The organism is Paenibacillus sp. 1001270B_150601_E10 (assembly GCF_015558675.1).
Classification (GTDB): Bacteria; Bacillota; Bacilli; order Paenibacillales; family Paenibacillaceae; genus Paenibacillus_B.
The window spans coordinates 562,814-578,002 of sequence record NZ_JADMOL010000002.1 but is presented as its reverse complement, the minus strand read 5'-3'; the positions used below and the strand labels follow the sequence as shown (position 1 = coordinate 578,002).

The following is a 15,189-nucleotide window of genomic DNA, read 5'->3' as shown; positions in this document are numbered from 1 at the left end:
CATTAAGGCTACCGCAATCACTCTCAGAGCCATGCTGGAAGCAGAATGCGTACGCCTCTGAACTGCTTCGGGTCAAAGGATTCCCGATTCAATCGATTGCTGTTGTCCATAGAAGCCTCAAGGAGCGTAAGCTCAGCGGGCGTGCCCTGAAGACGCCATGGGGTAAGCTGTCTTCGTTCTTCATGTTGAAGCTCTACTTCAATCGACAATTTCAGCTCAATCGCAGTCTGAATCAGCTCCTTCATCGTTGAAGCATGATACGTACGCATCGACTTGGTCCACATCTCTGGAAGTCGATTATACGGTGCTGATGCGGCATTCGCTTCTGAAATTACCGCGTCCATTTCATAATACTGCAAGCTACCAGTACTGTAAACTGTTCCTTTCAAATCATCCGAGGCGAACCGCTCAACACACCCTGTTCGCTCATCATTCTCCTTCTTTTCATGAGCAAGATAGTTCGATATGACTGGTGGGCATTCCAGCTTGTCATTCCCTTTTGAACCTATGGAATCTGGTGAAAATAAGCCTAATCGCATGAGTCGCTGTGCAACCTCATCCGCCTTATCGGCTACAACGATATAGTCTAAACTGCCTATAGGCACCAGAATGCCTTGAGCCAATTCCCTCTCACATTCGCGCTGAATTTGAAGTGCTGCCTCCTCATCCTTGCATCGTACAAGCAAAACTTCTTGAAAATAAGCCCTCCCTAATTGAAGAGACCATTGCTGAAGGGCATCCACGATCGCATCCGGAAGATCATCCACAGCATGCTCCTTCAAAAAATGATGAATAAAACTAGAGCTCCGTCCCCTGCCGGCAGCTTGAACAAAGGAATCCTTCGTCAGCCGATAGATGGCTAAGGGCTCTGATGCTTGAAGCTCTGCAATCATCTCAAGCTCATAGCGAACGGAGAACGAGCATTCCGGCGCAGCGATAATCTCAAAGTCTGGCTGTACAAATAACGACGGGGAAATCTCCCAAGCCGGCTCGGAGATCATCTTCACCTTCGAAACTTGCCAGCGATAGAACCATTCGCCAGCGCACTCTCCAAGGTCGCACAGCCCTAGGGTATGAGCGGCTAGCAGCCATGCTTGAAGCTTGTCTAGCAACCTTTGCGGCTTGTGATACAATGCCTGAACGGACGCCGTCATTCCTTGTACGGATCGCCACTCGGAGGCATGTCCACCAAGCGCCAGCTCAATAATCCCCTGATGCAGATCGATTTCTTGCGGCAAATATTGTTCCAGAACCGCATCATATATCGCCTGCCTCCATTCCTCCGGCGAACATGCAAGCCAGTGCTTCAACTGGTTAGGTTCAGCTTGATACCGATCAGCATGCTTCGTCAGCATCTTAAGTGAACATGCGATATCAAGCAGAAATGAAAGCGCAGGTGAAGCAAACGGCAAAGGGGAAAATTGAACATTGCACGCGGTCAACCCGTCACTTTTGATCTGCAGCGCGCCTTCTATACGCTGAATCGTCTTTTTCGGCAGCAAGCCTTTCGACGTCAACGAAAGCTCGCCTTTTGCTGCCATCACCATCAAGCGAAATAAATCATGAACTACTCCTTCACCCGCTTCAATGGATGAAGAGGGCGGTACAGGACTCAGATCAAGGAGACTGCCCTCGTATTGAACATCCTTGTCGTTGAGCCGCTCTTCCGCCTGTCTACTTAAGACAGCTTCGTATATGTCTCTAGGAATGACGTATAGTGTCTCATCCCACGACCACTTTAAGGGTGCTAGCAAGCCTAGCCCCATATAAACGGGCAAAGCTGCGCACACATAACCGATCGGACATTCCTCGCATTGTCCATTCCACGCCTCAAGCTTATGCTGATCAAAAGGGAGAGGGCCTGCAAGCTGCATAAGCACCTTATATATTTTTTTCAGCTCGGGAGACAGTCTTTCATAAACATCGATGATCGCCTGCTCAGACTGCTCATACTTGCGCCACTTCTGAGCGACTGGATGTTCGTCATCCGTCCTAGGCATCATCATTCTCAACTGACTCAACTTCATAGATTCCCTCTCCTTTCATCACATCATAAGTGTAGCCCTGTTCCGCTAAAAATAACTGTCTTTTTCTCGCAAACTCCTGCTCTTTCGACCGATCTGTAACTACTGAATAGAAATAAGCCTCTCTTCCATCGGATTTAGGCCGAAGCACCCGTCCGATACGCTGCGCTTCTTCTTGCCGCGACCCGAAACTTCCTGACACTTGGATGGCAATCGTGGCATCCGGCAAGTCGACTGCAAAGTTCGCTACCTTGGATACAATCAGGCTTCGAAGCTCTCCGGAGCGAAACTGCTGATACAGCCTTTCCCTCTCCTGCTGTGGAGTCTCTCCTGTCATTAACGGGATACGGAGCCGTTCGGACAACGTCCTTAGCTGGTTCAAATATTGCCCGATGATTAAGGTAGGCGCAGAAGCATGTCGCTCAAGCAGACGGTTCACAACAAGCTCCTTTTGCTCATTTTCACCTGCAATACGTGCTTTTTCCCGTTCAGATGCAGCCAGATAGCGCTCATGCGTCTCTTCTTCCATATCTACGCGCACCTCCACGCAATGTACCGTCGCGATCCAGCCTTCCTTCTCGAGGCTCTTCCAAGGCTGTTCATAGCGCTTTGGTCCTATAAGGGAGAATACGTCCTTCTCGCAGCCGTCCTCGCGCACAAGCGTGGCTGTCAGCCCTAACCGCCTTGCGGCTTGGAGGTCTGCTGTTGTACGAAAAACCGGGGCTGGAAGCAGGTGCACCTCATCATAAATAAGCAACCCCCAATTGCGCTCATGGAAGAGCCGCATATGAATCCATTCGTCCTCGTCAGAACGGCGGAACGTCATCATCTGATACGTAGAGATCGTGATCGGGCGAACCTCTTTTTCAGTCGATGTGTAAGTGCCGATCTGATCCTCACGAAGCGTTGTCTTCCTTAGAAGCTCTGCCTTCCACTGCTTAACAGAAGTTGCATTGGACGTCAGGATTAAGGTTTCGCTTTGAAGCGCGGCGATTGCTCCGATTCCCACAACCGTCTTTCCTGCTCCGCACGGAAGCACCACAACGCCATCGCCTCCTGGCAGTGTCTCGGAGCCTATAAATGCCTGCACGGCCTCCTGCTGATAGCTTCTGAGGCTGAAAGTCCGCCCTTTTCCCTCATCAGCAGGGTCTGCCAATGAAAAGGAAAGCCTTTCCCCTTCACGATAACCCACCCGATCGATAATCGGATAACCGGCTCTAGCCAGGTCTCGCTTAATCCTTCCTCGATTTTTCGGCTGGACAATCACGCAATCCTCCGCTAGTTTTCCGCTTATCAGAAGTCCAATTTCCCCATCCTGCATCATCCGGCTTAGGACATGGACATCCCTGCAGCGAAGCAGCAGTATGTCAGAGCCTTCTTCACCTTCAAGCGTGAACAGGCCATATCGATCCATCCAAAGCGTGATATCCTGTTTTACCTTCATTGGAACAGGAGCGGATGCATACTGCTCTAAAGCAGAGATGACTTCGTCACTCTTCATGCCTATGGCAGCAGCATTCCATAACGTGATGGGCGACATCCGAAAGGTATGAATCCCCACAGGATGCTTAACCAGCATCGAGAAACGCTGGATCGATAGGCGAATGTTATCGTAGTGAGGGCTTTTGTCGTAGACGAGCAGCGTTAAATCCTGCTGGACGATCAAGTCGAACGAGCGCTTCATGTATCCGAACCTCCTGTCATTTGCTAATGAATGAAAGAATCCAGCCCAACACCCTATATACCGACCATATAAAAAAAGTCCATCTCCTGCACATAAGGAAAAAATCCTTCATGAGATAGGAGATGAACCTGTGCAGATCCCTAAACTTGTCTAGTGCGTATAAGGCGATTCTGAAATCTCACTTAGGGCATGGCTCGCTTCATCCATTAAAGGAGTTCGAACGGCCAAATCGCCGAGCGATACGATGCCAACAAGCTTTCCGTTGTCTACTACAAGCAGACGCCGAATTTGATGCTCAGCCATAAGATCTGCTGCCTCATCAATAGATTGATCTGGAGAAATCGTGATTAGCTGCTCTGTCATTACATGACGAATTCTAGAAGAATTGGGCTTCTTCTCAGCAATGCCTCGAACAACGATATCACGGTCCGTTAATAGGCCAACGACCCTATCTTGTTCAAGCACGGGAATGAACCCTACATTGTATTGCTTCATCAGCACAGCCGCCTCATATACATTATCCTGCGTCGTTAGTGTTGCGGTAGGCTGAGACATAACATCCTTGATCTGGGACATGAGCTCATCACTCCTGTTCAAGTTGAGATATGAAAAAGAGGAAACCTCCAAGTTCTTATCATTCTTGGATAGATTTCCCCTTATATCGCCGTTCTATTCGTTTATCCTTGCAAGCCTGCTTATTTATAAGTGTCCAAAGCATCAAGCGCCAACATCATCAGCAGCTTAGACGCATATTGCATCGAAATTTCCTCAATATCAAAACGGGGATGGTGATGAGGGAATTGAGCGGCTTCCCTGTTGCCTGCGCCAACAAACACAAAGCAGCCGGGAACTTCCTTCAAATAATAGGAGAAGTCTTCTGCTGGCATCATCATATCCGTTGAGGCCACCGCTTCCTCTCCAAAGATCTCCTTCACCACGCGTTCTACTCTCTCGACTTCTTCCACCGGATTAACGACAGCTGGATAACCCACCTTATAATCCAGCTGGTAAGTGGCGCCATGCATCGCGCAAATATGCTCAATCATTGTCTCTAGTCTTTCTCGCAGAAGCTTGCGCACCTCGGGATGAAAGGATCGCACCGTCCCTTTCAACTTGGCGCGGTCCGCGATCACATTCTGCGTGCTTCCTGCCTGCAAGGACCCCACTGTAATAACCGCCGGCTCAAGCGGAGAAACATTCCGGCTTACGATCGTCTGCAGCTGCTGCACAATGGCTGCACCAATGACTACGGTATCCACGCATGCATTCGGTATTCCGCCGTGGCCGCCCTTCCCGTGGATCGTAAGGCTAAAGTCATCCACAGCCGCCATCATCGCTCCTGCACGTGTAGCGATCTTTCCCGTCTCGAGCGGTGACCAGAGGTGAACGCCATAGATAGCATTGACGCCTTTCAGGACGCCTTCCTTGATCATGGCCTGCGCACCTCCTGGACTTACCTCTTCCGCCGGCTGGAAGATTAGACGAATCTCGCCACTCCACTTCTCTTTATGCTTCGCCAGCATTCTCGCAGTGCTGAGCAAAGATGCAACGTGGCCATCATGGCCGCAGGCATGCATGACATTGTCTACGGTTGAACGATATTCGCATTTTTTCTCGTCTTGAATCGGAAGGGCATCCATATCCGCGCGAAGCGCAACGACAGGCCCTTCTCCATTTCGGATCGTCCCGACGACGCCGTAGCCGCCCACGTTCCTTTTCACATTCCATCCGAATTCCACTAGCTTCTGAGCGATAAAAGCTGACGTTTCTTTTTCCTGATAAGAAAGCTCAGGATGCATATGTAGATATCTGCGCCATTGGATCGTATCTTCGAAGTTCCATTCATCCTGATGAATGCTCCAATTGTCCATAGTCCTCAACGTCCTCTCCCATCGTACTATCGATCGGTTTGGATTCTATTGTAGCATAACCTCTTTTAGCGTTGCATGCAGGATTCTTGCGAATCATGCGCTCACACTCAGCTTACATTTATTAGCCACCCCTTTCCTTTAAATAGGAATTATAGAGACAAGCACGTTGTATATTAATTCACGAATTTGTCACATCATTTCCTTTCTCTTCCGTAGACATTGATCCTCCAGCTATCTTGCAGAACGGGTTCAAACATACTATCATGGAATAGATTGAAGTTGGCGACTGTAGAATTTAAGGAGGAAATGGCACATGATTATTGAGAATTCAGGCCTGAATGGTCTTGTATCAGAATTAGCCTACTTAGACGAAGTATCTGAAGAACTCGGCTTTTTTCGTGGGCAATGGGAATACTATCGCGCTACATACGATCTAAAGATCGAGGATAAACAGAATCATGAGGATTATTACGTTCGTATTAATACGCGCGTAACGGAAGGAAAGCTCGAGAAGCCTGACGCGCTCCTGCAAATCGAAGCAGTCTACATGGGACGTGCATCCTTCCCGCACGGTGTTGATTACGAAACTCCGATTCCTCAGAACATTCTGAAAACAGCAAAGCAAAAGCTTGAGCAATTGAAGCAAGCCTTGGCTGCTTAGGGGTTTCTCCTTGAATCGAACATCTTATAAAACCATGCAGCGTAAACCCCCGGCTCCTCGGCTCAGTAAAGGTACGCCAGACTTCCAACTGCTTGTGCTGACCTTACTGCTTGTGGGATTCGGTGTCGTCATGGTATTTAGTGCGAGTTCTAATACTGCTGCCGTTTCAAAGCTATACAACTTCGATGCCTTCTACTTCGTCAAACGTCAGCTGATGTGGGCCGTACTTGGACTCATTGCGATGCTTATTGCGATGAATATCCCGTATCAGTTTTATAAAAAGTGGTTTTTGCCTTTATTTATTGTTACAGCTATCCTTCTCTTGCTCGTTCCATACTTCGGTGCTTCCATTAACGGCGCCAGAAGCTGGTTTCGATTAGGGCCAATTAGTATTCAGCCTACTGAGATTGCAAAGATCGCCATGGTGCTGTATTTATCCGCTCTGATCACAAAGAAGGGCGAGAAGTTTAGAGAGTTCAAACGGGGATTGTTCCCTGTTATGATCATCGTAGGATTCGTGATCGGTCTCATTATGCTTCAGCCTGACTTCGGTTCGGCCTTCATCATTGCGATAACGGCAGGAATCATCGTTATAGCAGGCGGCGCAAATCTTAAGCACATCCTGAACTGCGCGCTCGTCGGCCTGCTTGGCATTGTGACGGTACTCGGTATCAACATGCTAATTCCTTCAGATGGTACAGGCAGTGACTATAAGATGGGACGTATCCAGTCTTGGCTGGACCCATTCCACGATGCACAGAATGCGAGCTATAACCTGCTTCAATCGCTAAAAGCAATCGCTCATGGTGGTTGGACAGGCGCAGGCTTCGGACAAAGCATCCAGAAGCTCTTGTATCTGCCCTATCCGTACAACGACTTTATCTTTGCGGTTATTGCAGAAGAGCTGGGATTTATCGGGACAACTATCTTTCTTTGCTTCTACGCCTACTTTGTATTGCGTGGATTGCTGATTGCGCTGCGCTGTCCGGACATTTTCGGAACGCTGGTGGGAGTCGGCATTATCGGCAATATTGCGATACAAGCCTTTATTAATATCGGAGGAGTCACGCGAACGATTCCGATTACGGGGGTAACCCTGCCGTTCATTAGTGCGGGGGGAACATCCTTATTTATAACGATGGCGAGCATCGGAATACTGCTAAGCATCTCGAGGGAGTCCAATCGGACGGTGCAAGAGAAGACCGAGAGGAAAAGTCCTACTGAACATAGAAAAGACTACCGGCCAATACGGCCTGTGTAGTCTTTTTTTCTACCCATTATTTAATGCGAAGGATCTCTTCGGGCTCTTCATCCTTGAAGTCCACACCCTCAACCTTTACATTGATCTCCACGACGGAAAGTCCTGTCATATTCTGAACCGCTTCGCGTACATTAAGTTGAAGCTGTCGGCAAACCTCTTGAATAGGCATTCCATAAATGACAATAACGCGAAGATCAATTGCCGTTTCAACCTGACCAACCTCTACGGTTACACCCTTCTGTACGTTTTTGCCGCCCAGTCGCTTAGCCCATCCTTCAGATAGCCCTCCAGACATCGCAGCAATCCCTGGCGTCTCCAAGGCAGCGATGCCGGCGATGGTCGCGACGACATCATTCGAAATTCGAATATTTCCTTCCTCATTCAACAATTGTTCCTCTGCCATCGACGTCATCCTCCTTTTCATTCTTACCTTTATTGTACTGAACCAATTTCGTGAAATCAAACACGTATTTTCAACTTTTGCTAATAGGTGTAGAATAAGAACTCGGCGAGGTATATTGGTAATTAAAACCGTTCATCTTACTTAAGAAGAACCTATGTTATGGAGGAAAAAGAACGTGAAGACAAAACTATTTTACGGCGTGCTTGTTGCGCTTTTTATCGCTAGCGCAGCAGGCCATTACTTACATTGGGGAATGATCTTAAACTTCATTCTCTCAGCCGGAGCCATCTTGCTGCTTGCCGCCTTTCTCGGCAAGGCAACCGAAAGTGTCGCCCATTATGCAGGCGAACGAATCGGGGGCTTTCTGAATGCTACCTTCGGGAACGCCACAGAGCTCATCATTGCCATCTTCCTCGTCAAAGAAGGCATGTTTGAGATGGTGAAGGCAAGCTTAACGGGCTCCATTATCGGCAACCTGTTGTTTGTACTTGGACTTAGCTTATTCTGCGGGGGCTTAAAGTACAAGGTGCAATCTTTTAATGTCGATCTAGCAAAAATGAACGGCTCCTTGATGGTCCTAGCCACAATTGCTTTATTCGTACCCGCCGTCTTCTTCAATACCCATACGATCTCCTCGCAGTCTGTGACCACCCTAAGCCTTATCGTTGCAGGGGTACTTATCCTATCGTACATACTATGGCTTGTCTTCTCCATGATGACACATAAAGATATTTTGGCAGAAGAGCAAAAGCAAGAAGAACCGCATGTCGAGGATGGCCCTGCCTGGAGCAAGACGACATCCATCCTTATGCTTGTGATCGCAACCGTTATGGTCGCCTTTGCCAGCGAGTGGCTTGTGGGCACGCTTGATGCATTGTCTGTGCAGTTCGGTATGAATGAGCTCTTTATCGGCGCTTTCGTCATTGCCATTGTGGGAAATGCCGCAGAGCATGCTGCTGCCATCTTCCTTGCGATGAAAAACAAAGTCGGCGCATCTGTAGAAATTGCCATCGGAAGCAGCCTGCAAATCGCCTTGTTCGTTGCTCCGGTGTTAGTCTTTGTGAGTGCCGCTTTTGGAAACACGATGGACTATGTATTCTCCATCATCGAGATTGTTGCGATTATGGTGTCCGTCTTTATTGCCAAATCGATCTCACAGGATGGCCGGACCAACTGGTACGAAGGACTGCTGCTGCTGGTCGTATACGTGATACTGGGAGCTTCCTTCTATCTGATTCCAGCCTAAAGAGCAACAAAAAAAAGCTTGAATGACGCTATATGTCATTCAAGCTTTTTATTATGACTTTGCATTGCGCAGTGATTTCTCAAGTGCTTCATACAATGTAGCAAGATTGCGCTCCAGCTTGCTAACAAGCTGCTTACCTAGATTCTCATCGATAAGCTCCGCCTTCACTGCGAAATCAACCTGTCGTGAGAAGCCATACATCTGCGTGTCCAACACTTCCTCATAGAGAGGGCAGTAACGAGTCGCTAGGTTCTCCATCTGAACCTGAATAAGCTTCTCTATCTGAGACGCTTCCTCTTCTAACAGGGTCAGCGCCTTGTCATTTAATTGCTGCATCGAATTCGACGAAGTCATGCCAATTTCCCCCCTATGACCCGGAAATCATGATTGTTCTATTCACCATATTAGACTATCATGATGTTGAACACAAGAGACAAACACAAAAAGCCGAGAATGATTCTCGATTTCTCGGCTTTTTGTGCAGTTCGTCTGGACTTTCATTATTCACTTACAACGGTTACATTCAAACCATGCTTATTGAATACTTCTGCCATGGCAGTCTTCGCTTCTTCAGCATCTGGACCATGAACATGAAGCTCATACGCATGATTGCCTACCAATGTTGTGAACAACCCCAAAATACTTTTCACATCGATGTATTTGTTCTCTGCTTGTAGAACAATGGAAGATCGGAATTGGTTTGCTTTTTGGGAAATTTCTACTACTGCCGTGTTGTCGGACATCGTAATCCCTCCATATAATGAGAAATATTGAAGTATGTTCACTTACTACCATCATCATACCTTGAAGACCCTATGCCTGCAAGGGTTTTCATTCTGAAAATAGTGGTATTTCCATCAATTAGTCGCTTAGCTAATTATTTCAAATATTCGGGGTTCAACGGCTCCAATTCTGGAACCACAAAGAGACCATCCTTGCGGACAAGAACATCATCGAAGTACATCTCTCCGCCGCCATATTCAGGACGCTGAATCAGCACAAGATCCCAGTGAATCGAAGAACGGTTTCCGTTGTCCGCTTCCTCATAAGCTTGACCTGGGGTGAAGTGAATGCTTCCCGCGATCTTCTCGTCAAATAGGATATCCTTCATCGGATGAAGAATGTACGGATTCACGCCAATTGCGAATTCCCCAATATAACGAGCTCCCTCATCGGAATCAAGAATATCGTTTAGGCGAGCTGTGTCATTGCTCTTAGCGTCTACGATCTTGCCGTTTTCAAAGGTAAAGGAAATGTTCTCAAACGTCGTACCGTTGTACAAGGTCGGCGTATTGTACGTAATCGTACCGTTGACAGAATCTCTTACCGGAGCAGTGTATACTTCGCCGTCTGGAATATTGCGTTGTCCGGAGCATTTGATTGCTGCAATGTCGCGAATGGAGAAGCTGAGATCTGTACCCGGTCCTACAAAGCGAACTTTGTCTGTACGCTCCATCAAATCTTTAAGAGCATCCATCGCACGATCCATCTTCGAGTAGTCGAGGTTGCATACATTAAAGTAGAAATCCTCAAATGCCTCAGTCGATGTGTTCGCAAGTTGTGCCATCGATGCGTTCGGATAGCGAAGCACGACCCACTTCGTGCGCTTCACACGCTCTTCCATATGTACAGGATGAGAGTAGAGAGCATTATATAGCTTCTGCTTCTCCTCAGGAACATCAGACAATTCGTTTGCATTCTCGCCAGCTCGGATACCGATATAGCCATCCATGCGCTGCATGCGAAGCAGGTCGAATTCCTTCCACGTTTCCATTTGCTCCTTCGATGCGTTCATGAGCAAAGAGCGAAGCACGGAACGGTCTGTCAATTCAACAAACGGACGTCCGCCAGCTTTCCCAATCTCATCGATCAGGCAATTAACCAATTCACGCTCAGAGCCAATCATTTCGACGAGAATATTCTCGCCTGGCTGTACATTAATCGAATAGTGTACCAAGTTGTGTGCTAATTGTTGAATACGCGGGTCTTTCATACCTAGTTCCTCCTCAGATGACTGCTATGCCACCTCAATGCTTGAAGCACCAGTGGTGATTGTTGCCAAAACCTATTTTATTGTATCATGTCCATCTCGTGAAGTCAGCGAGTTCGTGTAAACTCCGATACCGTTCGGATCGTTTCACTTACGCTCTTCTTACCGTTATAATACACCTTCATCTTGCCATCTAAACGCAAGGGAAGCTGAGATTTCCGATCGACCCATAATAAATACTGCGCGTCGACTTTGCAGGAACGTAGAAGCGACTTCAAATTGGAGCGATGAGAGGAGGCGGCTTGATTAAGCTGCATTTCTAATTGCGCTGCATCCGCCTTGCTCAACTTGTTTTGAACCTCCAGCACCTTTTTTCTTGGAATCACGACTAGTTCATAATCCTGCCATAGGCGCTCTTCGAACATCTTTTTAGCATCGGTTGGATCGACATGAATACGAAAGGCCAATGCTTCGTCCAATGGAAATGTCGGTTCTGTTACTCCCCGCTCTTTGGGAGCCATTCCTTCTCCTGCATTCAGTGTGTATAAGCTTTTGTTCGACTCCACACGCTCAACCGTCGTCTTTGCTTCCCCAAGCTGCTCAAGCAGCCTAATCGGATTCCAGCGGGTCGTTGTTGTATTTTCCTTCTCTGGATGGCTGACAAGCCTCATATGCAGCCCTTCATGGTGCTGGACCTGCCCCTCAAACCTAAGCTTCTTCGTTAAGACTTCCCTTTCTCCTGTTCGAATCTCCGTCATGCCTTTAAATGCAAAATGATCCTCACCTGATAGACCGTCTATCGATCTTGTCACGATATCCTTAGGCGGCATATCAACTGGTGATCTACAGCCTGTTAAACCTAAACATATGGCCAATATCGCCATCCACCTTGCCCGTCGAATAAATAGCCCCACTCTTTGCTCACCTCATCTTTTCATTCGTAAAAGGATGCAAAAAAAAGACGAGACAGTGTCTTCACCATCTCGTCTAGCGTCTCTCAATTGAATATTCGTTATTCGTTAAGTCATTCGGTGTCTGTAAAAATATGAATCGTATTGCGCCCCATCTGCTTGGCATGATATAAGGCCATATCCGCTCGGTTAAACAGGCTTTCCACACTGATCTGCTCATCATGCTGACCCCACTGTGCAACACCGCTCGATACCGTAATATTGGGCTCTGTTTCCTTTTCGATGCGCATTCTTATCCTTTCTGCAATCTTATAAGCATTCGAGGCATGCAGATTTGGAAAATAGATCGCAATCTCTTCTCCGCCCCAACGGGCAGCAATATCCCCTTCTCGAATAGAGGAGCTGATAATTCGGCTCACCTGACTAAGAATTTGATCACCCATCAGATGGCCGTAAGTGTCATTTATTTGCTTAAAAAAGTCAATGTCAATCACGATAAGCGAACCGCAGCGTGTACTGTGCTGCTGCTCATCAATTTGTTGATTCAAGTAATGCCTTGCAAATAAACCTGTCAATTGATCCTTATCCGCAAGATGCTTCACCTGCGCATGCAAGGTGGCATTGGCAATCGCAAGCCCCATATGTTGAGCCAGCTTCTGAAGGAGCTTAAAGTTGTCATAGGTGAAAAATCGCGGCTCGGAATCTCCTACGATGACGATGCCTTTGATCACGCCTCCAGCTACAAGCGGCGCAGCGATGACAGAGCGCAAATTCAGATTCTCAAAGAAATCACCGTGGCCATGCCCTTGCTCCATAGCATCCGATATAATAAACGGCTCCTTCACGATCGACATATGCTGATAAAAAGCGATCGGTTCATGAAAGGCATCATGATCCTCTTTTACGCTTTGGGACACAAGATCATATCTAGCAAGCTCATCATGATATTGCAGCAGAATGCAATAATCGGCTTGGAATACTTTTGAAAGCTCTTCCGTTGCATCATCAAAGATTTCCTTTAGATGCAGCGTCTGATTGATTTTTGTCGTGAGATCATTAATAAAACTGAGCTCTTGGATGACCGCATTCGCCTGTTCATGTAGCTTGGCATTCTCAAAGGCTGCACCTGCCGCTTCGACAATCAGCTGTACGAATTGAAGCTCTGACGACTCCGGAATGTCATGCTCGAAGATCAGCTTCAGCACCCCATACGCCCCTTGCTTGCCTTTCAAGGCAAGCGCAATATCACAGCCGTCCTCGCGCTGATCATAGCAGATGCTGCCTGTCATAAACGCCTGCTTGACTATTGAATCCTCCCAAGGCTTAAACATAAGCACTTTGACTCTTGGATTATCAATTCGCAGATCCTGCGTGACATAGACTTCGGCTGTAGCTGTCGGCAAGAGTTTCTTTACCCCAAGCATGATCTGGGACAATACCGCATCGACATCAATATGATGATGAATCGTTTGAATCATATCGCATACCGCATCTCGACGCTTCGCTTCAAATTCAGCATGGCCACGAGAGCGATTCAGATCGTCAATAAAGATCTGTTCATATTCTCGGTAGAAGCCTTGCTGAAGCTGAAGTGCCCAGCCTTCAATCGAGAGGGCGCCACAGCTTGTCCACTGCTTTTCTACTCGATACAGCAGCACGGATAGAACAAGCTCAGATTCTCTAGCCGATATAGGAACACTTACATATGCATAATCGCCTACCGGGTCGATCTGAATGCGCTTGCTCTTTAGTGAAAGCTGGACCAATTCTACATTAAGAATCTCCCTATTCTCTTCCACCAAGTCCCATGATCCCTCATATAGCCGCACCCCGTCGTAGCTGTATAAAGCAGGCGTTCCCAGTTCTTCTCTAACCCGCGTTGGAATCAGCCATAGCCAGTTGGTATAAGCCTGCCGCAGAAATGACTCCGTATACGGCAAATCATGTTCCGTAATATCCTGAGGAACAATCCAATCGCTAGAAAATAAACGATCTGCTTGACGAAGCATCTCAGCATCATGTTTAAAGGATTCAGTTATCGTTAATGATCTATGATGGGGAAACTGACGATCCGTCATCTTGATCTCCTTTATGTTCTTAAGTAGATAGTACAATTCTATCATACTATACTTTGGAGTAAGAATCATAAGTTTTAGCAAAAAAAGTAGGTATTTAGAACTATGTCGAATAATGAAAAATAGTTCCGTCGTATTATGTCGAGTTGACACACATTGCGACACTCATACATTTATGCTTGACATCAGTATTCTACTTCTTATAAAATTATGTGATGAATATGGGCGAATTTGTTGTGTCACCCTCAGAGTTTCATCGCAGGTGCGACAGCGGCTGAACGAACTCGTACCTGAGCCGAGGATGCGAAGAATCCGATTGATCTCTTCTTAATTGGCTTCAGCATGGCACTCACACGAAGACACCCGCATTTCAACCTATATTTTTGTAGACAAAGGAGTCAATATTACATGGCACGTTACACAGGTCCTAAGTTTAAATTGAGCCGTCGTCTTGGTATTTCCTTGAGCGGCACTGGTAAAGAATTGGCAAAGCGCAACTACGCGCCAGGACAACATGGTCCTAACCAACGCAAAAAATTGAGCGGCTACGGCGTTCAATTGCAAGAAAAACAAAAATTGCGCCACATGTACGGTTTGAACGAGAAGCAATTCCGCAACTTGTTCGATCGCGCTGTGAAGCTTCCAGGTATCGCTGGTGAGAACTTCATGTTCTTGCTCGAAAGCCGCTTGGACAACCTTGTTTACCGTCTTGGCTTCTCCAACACTCGTTCTGGTGCTCGCCAATTGGTAGCTCATGGTCACGTTACAGTAAACGGCAAAAAAGTCGACATCGCTTCCTACTTGGTAACTCCAGGGGATGTTATCGGCCTTCGTGAAAGAAGCCGTGGCTTGAAAGTCATCAAGGAAGCTATGGAAGGTCGTCATCACCTGCCAGCTTACCTTGAGTTCAACGAAGCAGCTATGGAAGGTAAGTACATCCGTCTTCCTGAGCGCGCTGAGTTGTCCACTGAAATTGACGAGAAGCAAATCGTCGAGTTCTACAGCCGTTAATCATAAGGGGCTGTCCCGAGTCAGAATGCTCTGGCTCTGGGGCAGCTTTTTA

Annotated in this window: 14 protein-coding genes; 4 read left to right on the top strand and 10 right to left on the bottom strand. The window is 47.3% G+C overall.

Features of this window, described 5'->3' with window-relative positions:
* Positions 1 to 23: 23 nt before the first annotated feature.
* The 4 genes from I2H74_RS07570 to I2H74_RS07555 all read right to left on the bottom strand — a co-directional run bounded on the left by I2H74_RS07570 (position 24) and on the right by I2H74_RS07555 (position 5,579).
* Positions 24 to 2,027 carry a helicase-associated domain-containing protein gene (locus tag I2H74_RS07570; protein WP_195572939.1) on the bottom strand — a complete coding sequence of 668 codons (2,004 nt, stop codon included), beginning with the start codon at positions 2,025 to 2,027 and terminating at the stop codon, positions 24 to 26.
* Positions 1,993 to 3,708: a DNA repair helicase XPB gene (locus tag I2H74_RS07565; RefSeq protein WP_195572937.1), complete on the bottom strand. Its 1,716-nt coding sequence runs from the start codon at positions 3,706 to 3,708 to the stop codon at positions 1,993 to 1,995. The genes I2H74_RS07570 and I2H74_RS07565 overlap by 35 nt, the downstream gene beginning before the upstream one ends.
* A 150-nt stretch (positions 3,709 to 3,858) precedes the next feature.
* Entirely contained in the window at positions 3,859 to 4,284 is a 426-nt protein-coding gene (locus tag I2H74_RS07560) for a CBS domain-containing protein (RefSeq protein ID WP_195572935.1), read from the bottom strand.
* Between the two features lie 119 nt (positions 4,285 to 4,403).
* Complete coding sequence (locus I2H74_RS07555) at positions 4,404 to 5,579, bottom strand: amidohydrolase (protein ID WP_195572933.1); 1,176 nt, start codon at positions 5,577 to 5,579, stop codon at positions 4,404 to 4,406.
* Positions 5,580 to 5,892: 313 nt separating this feature from the next.
* On the opposite strand from I2H74_RS07555, the gene I2H74_RS07550 reads away from it, so the two are divergent.
* Together I2H74_RS07550 and ftsW are read left to right on the top strand one after the other, a co-directional pair.
* Positions 5,893 to 6,240, top strand: a complete 348-nt coding sequence (locus I2H74_RS07550) for a YugN family protein (RefSeq protein ID WP_195572930.1) — start codon at positions 5,893 to 5,895, stop codon at positions 6,238 to 6,240.
* Between the two features lie 34 nt (positions 6,241 to 6,274).
* Complete coding sequence (ftsW, locus tag I2H74_RS07545; RefSeq protein ID WP_195573436.1) at positions 6,275 to 7,501, top strand: putative lipid II flippase FtsW; 1,227 nt, start codon at positions 6,275 to 6,277, stop codon at positions 7,499 to 7,501.
* 16 nt (positions 7,502 to 7,517) lie between these two features.
* Here ftsW and I2H74_RS07540 read toward each other — a convergent pair whose 3' ends face one another.
* Positions 7,518 to 7,904: an Asp23/Gls24 family envelope stress response protein gene (locus tag I2H74_RS07540; protein WP_195572928.1), complete on the bottom strand. Its 387-nt coding sequence runs from the start codon at positions 7,902 to 7,904 to the stop codon at positions 7,518 to 7,520.
* Between the two features lie 154 nt (positions 7,905 to 8,058).
* Between I2H74_RS07540 and cax the strand changes: the two genes are divergently transcribed.
* Positions 8,059 to 9,150 (top strand): calcium/proton exchanger, encoded by a 1,092-nt coding sequence (gene cax / locus I2H74_RS07535; protein WP_195572926.1) that lies wholly within the window; start codon positions 8,059 to 8,061, stop codon positions 9,148 to 9,150.
* Between the two features lie 51 nt (positions 9,151 to 9,201).
* Here cax and I2H74_RS07530 read toward each other — a convergent pair whose 3' ends face one another.
* The 5 genes from I2H74_RS07530 to I2H74_RS07510 form a co-directional block, all read right to left on the bottom strand.
* On the bottom strand, positions 9,202 to 9,504 hold the full coding sequence (locus tag I2H74_RS07530) for a DUF1507 family protein (RefSeq protein WP_195572924.1): 303 nt from the start codon (positions 9,502 to 9,504) through the stop codon (positions 9,202 to 9,204).
* A 146-nt stretch (positions 9,505 to 9,650) separates the two neighbouring features.
* Complete coding sequence (locus I2H74_RS07525) at positions 9,651 to 9,893, bottom strand: HPr family phosphocarrier protein (protein ID WP_195572922.1); 243 nt, start codon at positions 9,891 to 9,893, stop codon at positions 9,651 to 9,653.
* A 134-nt stretch (positions 9,894 to 10,027) separates the two neighbouring features.
* A complete protein-coding gene (locus I2H74_RS07520; RefSeq protein ID WP_195572920.1) occupies positions 10,028 to 11,143 on the bottom strand; it encodes an aminopeptidase in 1,116 nt (371 codons plus the stop codon).
* Between the two features lie 104 nt (positions 11,144 to 11,247).
* Positions 11,248 to 12,015 (bottom strand): hypothetical protein, encoded by a 768-nt coding sequence (locus I2H74_RS07515; protein WP_195572918.1) that lies wholly within the window; start codon positions 12,013 to 12,015, stop codon positions 11,248 to 11,250.
* Between the two features lie 149 nt (positions 12,016 to 12,164).
* Positions 12,165 to 14,129 (bottom strand): sensor domain-containing diguanylate cyclase, encoded by a 1,965-nt coding sequence (locus I2H74_RS07510; protein ID WP_195572916.1) that lies wholly within the window; start codon positions 14,127 to 14,129, stop codon positions 12,165 to 12,167.
* A gap of 405 nt (positions 14,130 to 14,534) precedes the next feature.
* On the opposite strand from I2H74_RS07510, the gene rpsD reads away from it, so the two are divergent.
* Positions 14,535 to 15,137 (top strand): 30S ribosomal protein S4, encoded by a 603-nt coding sequence (gene rpsD / locus I2H74_RS07505; protein ID WP_195572914.1) that lies wholly within the window; start codon positions 14,535 to 14,537, stop codon positions 15,135 to 15,137.
* Positions 15,138 to 15,189 lie beyond the last annotated feature (52 nt).

Bases quoted from the DNA above. Each gene is read 5' to 3' on its own strand.
- I2H74_RS07525 (WP_195572922.1), bottom strand. From the start codon at position 9,893: ATGTCCGACAACACGGCAGTAGTAGAAATTTCCCAAAAAGCAAACCAA.
- I2H74_RS07570 (WP_195572939.1), bottom strand. From the start codon at position 2,027: ATGAAGTTGAGTCAGTTGAGAATGATGATGCCTAGGACGGATGACGAA.
- I2H74_RS07540 (WP_195572928.1), bottom strand. From the start codon at position 7,904: ATGGCAGAGGAACAATTGTTGAATGAGGAAGGAAATATTCGAATTTCG.
- I2H74_RS07555 (WP_195572933.1), bottom strand. From the start codon at position 5,579: ATGGACAATTGGAGCATTCATCAGGATGAATGGAACTTCGAAGATACG.
- cax (WP_195572926.1), top strand. From the start codon at position 8,059: ATGTTATGGAGGAAAAAGAACGTGAAGACAAAACTATTTTACGGCGTG.
- I2H74_RS07520 (WP_195572920.1), bottom strand. From the start codon at position 11,143: ATGAAAGACCCGCGTATTCAACAATTAGCACACAACTTGGTACACTAT.
- I2H74_RS07510 (WP_195572916.1), bottom strand. From the start codon at position 14,129: ATGACGGATCGTCAGTTTCCCCATCATAGATCATTAACGATAACTGAA.
- I2H74_RS07565 (WP_195572937.1), bottom strand. From the start codon at position 3,708: ATGAAGCGCTCGTTCGACTTGATCGTCCAGCAGGATTTAACGCTGCTC.
- I2H74_RS07550 (WP_195572930.1), top strand. From the start codon at position 5,893: ATGATTATTGAGAATTCAGGCCTGAATGGTCTTGTATCAGAATTAGCC.
- I2H74_RS07530 (WP_195572924.1), bottom strand. From the start codon at position 9,504: ATGACTTCGTCGAATTCGATGCAGCAATTAAATGACAAGGCGCTGACC.
- I2H74_RS07560 (WP_195572935.1), bottom strand. From the start codon at position 4,284: ATGTCCCAGATCAAGGATGTTATGTCTCAGCCTACCGCAACACTAACG.
- rpsD (WP_195572914.1), top strand. From the start codon at position 14,535: ATGGCACGTTACACAGGTCCTAAGTTTAAATTGAGCCGTCGTCTTGGT.
- ftsW (WP_195573436.1), top strand. From the start codon at position 6,275: ATGCAGCGTAAACCCCCGGCTCCTCGGCTCAGTAAAGGTACGCCAGAC.